Annotated in this window: 5 protein-coding genes; all 5 read right to left on the reverse strand. The window is 63.3% G+C overall.

Features of this window, described 5'->3' with window-relative positions; genetic code table 11:
- The coding region (locus tag VA603_RS10345; RefSeq protein ID WP_323438763.1) for a pilus assembly protein TadG-related protein at window positions 1-689 on the reverse strand (689 nt) is incomplete at its 3' end.
- A gap of 170 nt (window positions 690-859) precedes the next feature.
- Window positions 860-1129: a pilus assembly protein gene (locus VA603_RS10350; RefSeq protein ID WP_192287042.1), complete on the reverse strand. Its 270-nt coding sequence runs from the start codon at window positions 1127-1129 to the stop codon at window positions 860-862.
- Window positions 1130-1320: 191 nt separating this feature from the next.
- On the reverse strand, window positions 1321-2349 hold the full coding sequence (locus VA603_RS10355) for an OmpA family protein (protein WP_323438764.1): 1029 nt from the start codon (window positions 2347-2349) through the stop codon (window positions 1321-1323).
- A gap of 393 nt (window positions 2350-2742) precedes the next feature.
- A complete protein-coding gene (locus tag VA603_RS10360) occupies window positions 2743-3549 on the reverse strand; it encodes an ABC transporter permease (protein ID WP_132863785.1) in 807 nt (268 codons plus the stop codon).
- Window positions 3546-4082 (reverse strand): ABC transporter ATP-binding protein (locus tag VA603_RS10365; protein WP_323438765.1); only part of this gene is annotated, 537 nt, incomplete at its 5' end. The genes VA603_RS10360 and VA603_RS10365, both read right to left, overlap by 4 nt.

Consider the following 4082-nt stretch of genomic DNA (forward strand, 5'->3'; position numbering starts at 1 on the left):
GCCCCTCTGCGATCCTGTGCCGAGCCGCCAGCGCCGCCGCCGCGCGAACGCGGAATACGGTAGCTCTGCAGGAAGTTGTTGTTGGCGGTGACCAACTGCGAGGTCAGCACGCCAGCGCCCACCGCGCTTAGCGCGGCATCGGCGGAATTTCGTTTGACGATGTCGCGGGCGACCAGTATTCCATCGACGCGGCCCACGGCCTCCAGGATTGAGCGTGAGGCGGTGGCCAATGTGCCGTTGAGCGCATCCAGTGCGGTCACCGTGACCTGGGCCAGGCCGTGATAGGCGCGCCGGATGCCCTTGAGGGTCTGTCCAATGGCCTTGAATATGCTTGAAAGCGCCTGGAATATCGGCCCGACATAGGGAATCTTGGCCAGTACGCTCATCACCTTTTCCAGCACGATGGTCGTGGTGTGGAACTGGTTCATCCACGAGTACAGGCCGATCACCTGCGCAACGGCGACTTCATTGGCCACGCGCGCGCGGTTGGAATAGGCGGCGAAGTTCAGTGCCCGTGCCTGCTGCACGGCAACGCTGTAGGCAGCCGCATCGGCGGCATTGACCAGCTCGACCTTCTTGTTGACCGTCTGTCCGGTATCGAACAGCACGATCACGCCGACACATAGCACCAGCAGCATCACCAGCCCGAGCACCATTGCCTGCCCGGCCATGGTGCGTCGCTGGCTCAATGAGGGAATCCTGCGGGTACAGAAGGCTTGTGCTCTGGCACGAGGGCTCATGAGGTTTCACCGGGCATGGCTCGCCCGTTGGCGCCCACGCGTGGGCACCAAGGCGAGTAACAACGACGGAAAGCGTCACGCGCAGCGGGGGCTGCGCGTGACGTCAGGACAGGCTCGGCTTACTTGTTGGAGTAAGCGTCCATGCCCTTGTCTTTGTCGGCTTCCTCTTGTGCCTGGTTGGAGACGTTCTTGGCACGATTGATCGACTGCGTTGCGCTCTGGCCGGAGAGTTCCTTGGCCATACCGGCAACCTGGCTGCGCGCGGTTCCACCGAAGTAGGTGAAGGCGGCGATGGCGGCGATGGCCACCAGTGCGGTGATGATGATGTACTCGGTCATGCCCTGACCGCGCTGCTTTTTGAAACCAAACTTACGGGGCGTGTGACGCATGGCTTTCTCCTAGTTTTTTTTGGCAATGCAGTGCATTGGATGCACTGCTGCGCCGTCCTGTTACTTCGGAATTCAAGTCAATGACACCAGTCGCTGATGACGCCCCCTGAACTGATGCGGGCACGATCTAAACACGCCTCCATTGCATGTTCAAGACAAATGGCATTTATCTGCGTGACGATGAAGTTAATTCAAAGCTTCACCAACTCCACGCGACGGTTCTGTGCCTTGCCCTCTTCGGTGTTGTTGTCGGCAGCCGGTTGTGAATCGCCAAAACCGCTGGATTCAAGCCTTTTTTGATCGATTCCCGCAGTGACGAGGAAGTCGCGAACGGAGGCTGCACGGCGCTGCGAGAGCGACAGATTGTGTGACGCATTTCCCGTGTTGTCGGTATGTCCATTGATCGAAAGTCGCAGCTCGGGATTGTCGTTGAGCAGTGCGGTCACCTGCTCCAGCTGCGGCTTCGACGCGGGAAGGATGGTGGCCTGGTCGGTTTCGAACTGCACCTGGATGGCCACTTTGCCGGCCTCGTCGATCGATTTCTTCAGCGCGTCGGCGGGCAGTGCCTTGGCGGTGATCTGCACCGGCTTGGTCTCGGCGATCAGCAGCCCGGCCTGGTTGCCGCTCTTGGCGACATGCAGCCAGATGTTGCGGTCCGGCTGGCGGATCACGTAGACATCGGCAGTTTCGTTGTAGATGTCGCCCAGGGCATCCACGCGTTCAACGGCAGCGGAAGACTTCTGGATGTCATCCAGGGCGGCGGCGGGGATCTTGCCGTTGAACACCTGGCGTCCACCCAGGCTCTCGACCAGTGCCTGCAGGTTGCGGGTCAGCTCAAGCTGCGAGAACGGGTGCCCGTCCTTGGCCTGGAGGCGTGCGCCGTAGACCTGGCCCTCGACCCACTCCAGGCGGTCACCGGTCCAGAACGGTACACGCTCGAACGGGTTGGTCTCCGGGCGCTGCGCCTGATAGCCCTCCGGCAGGCCGATGTAAGGGAATTCACCCAGCGTGGCCGTGGAGACGGGCAGCTTCTCGATGTCGAAAGCGTTGCTCGTGGTCGTTGCCTCGGCAGCCGGTGCTGGCGGGTTGGTCTCTGCTGCATCGGTGGCGGGCGCGGCAGGCTCGGCCGGTGCGGGCGTGCGGTTGCACGCGCTGCCCAGCAACAGGGCGAGGGTCGACAGGGCCAGGGCAGTGCGCTTGGTGACGGGTTGTACGTTCATGGAATGCTCCGACAAGGAAATCGCCCCGGATGGCGAGATGGGCCAACCGGGGATGGGACGAGGAAAGCAAGCGTGCACGATGGATGCATCAACGCTGTGTCAGCAGCGGAGCATGCGACGGGAATCCGGCCGATGAGGGAGCGCGGTAGCGTCGGCTGCGGGCGCGCGACGAAACGGGGCAGGCATGATGACGGCCGATGAACGGGCCGAGGTGGAACGGCATTGTGCTGCGGTCATTCAGTGCCCTGTCGACGTGTGGTCCAAGAGCCCCCTGTGCGCGCAGCATAGCAATAGCGTCACGCCATCAAAAGATGGCGTGATGCACGGATATGAAAAAAGGGCGGGACCTCGCGGTCCCGCCCTTGTCATGCCGGTCGATCCTGGTTCAGCGGCTCAGCTGCGCAGGCCAACACCACGCTTGAGCAGCCACAGTGCCAAGGCGGTGAGTGCGGCCACGAAGCCCAGCATCAGCGTGTAGGAGACCCACAGCGGCACGTCGCTGCTGCCCAGCAGGCCGAAGCGGAACGCGTTGACCATGTAGAAGATCGGGTTGGCGTGGGTCAGGGCCTGCGCCCAGCCCGGCAGCAGCGTGACCGAATAGAACACGCCGCCCAGGTAGGTCAGCGGGGTCAGGATGAAGGTCGGCACGATCGCCACGTCATCGAACTTCTTGGCGTAGACGGCATTGATGAAGCCGGCCAGCGAGAAGATGGTCGCGCCCAGCAACACCGTGCTCAGTGTCACCAGCGGGTGCGGGATGCGCACCGGGGTGAAGAACATCGCGATGACCAGCACGATCACGCCGACCATCAGGCCGCGTACCACCGCACCGGCCACGTAGCCGCCCAGGATCACCCAGTTCGGCATCGGGCTGACCAGCAGCTCCTCGATGTGGCGGCCGAACTTGGCGCCGAAGAACGAGGAGCTGATGTTGCCGTAGCTGTTCTGGATCACGCTCATCATCACCAGGCCCGGCACGATGAACTGCATGTAGCTGTAGCCGCCCATCTCGCCGATGCGCGAGCCGATCAGGCCGCCGAAGATCAGGAAGTACAGGGTCATGGTGATCGCCGGCGGCACCAGGGTCTGGCCCCAGATGCGCAGGATGCGGTTGATCTCGCGGCGGACGATGGTGCCCAGCGCCACCCAGTTGCGCGAACCGGTGGCGGTCTCGGAAGAGGACGTGACGGAGGTGTTCATGCGTTGTTCTCCAGGTTGCCGGTCAGGCGCACGAACAGCTCTTCCAGGCGGTTGCTCTTGGTGCGCATCGAGCGCACGCGGATGCCGGCGGCGTTGAAGGTGTCGAACACGCGGTTGAGGTCCATCGCCCGCGGCATGTCCAGGTCCAGCGTGTGCGTGTCGGTGGCCAGCAGCGTGGCGCCTTCGATGTGCGGCAGCTGCGCCGGCAGTTCACCGTCGATGTCGAAGATGAAGCCTTCCACGTCCAGCTTGGCCAGCAGGCCGCGCATCGGGCCCTGCTCGACGATGCGGCCGTGGTTGATGATGGCCAGGTTGCGGCACAGCTGCTCGGCTTCCTCCAGGTAGTGCGTGGTGAGGATGATGGTGGTGCCGGCGGCGTTGATCTCCTGCAGCGTCTTCCACATGTCGCGGCGGATCTCGATGTCCACGCCGGCGGTGGGCTCGTCCAGGATCAGCAGGCGCGGGCGGGTCATCATCGCGCGGGCGATCATCAGCCGCCGCTTCATGCCGCCGGACAGCGTGCGGCTCATCAT

The organism is Stenotrophomonas capsici (assembly GCF_034961085.1).
GTDB classification, from domain to species: Bacteria; Pseudomonadota; Gammaproteobacteria; order Xanthomonadales; family Xanthomonadaceae; genus Stenotrophomonas; species Stenotrophomonas capsici.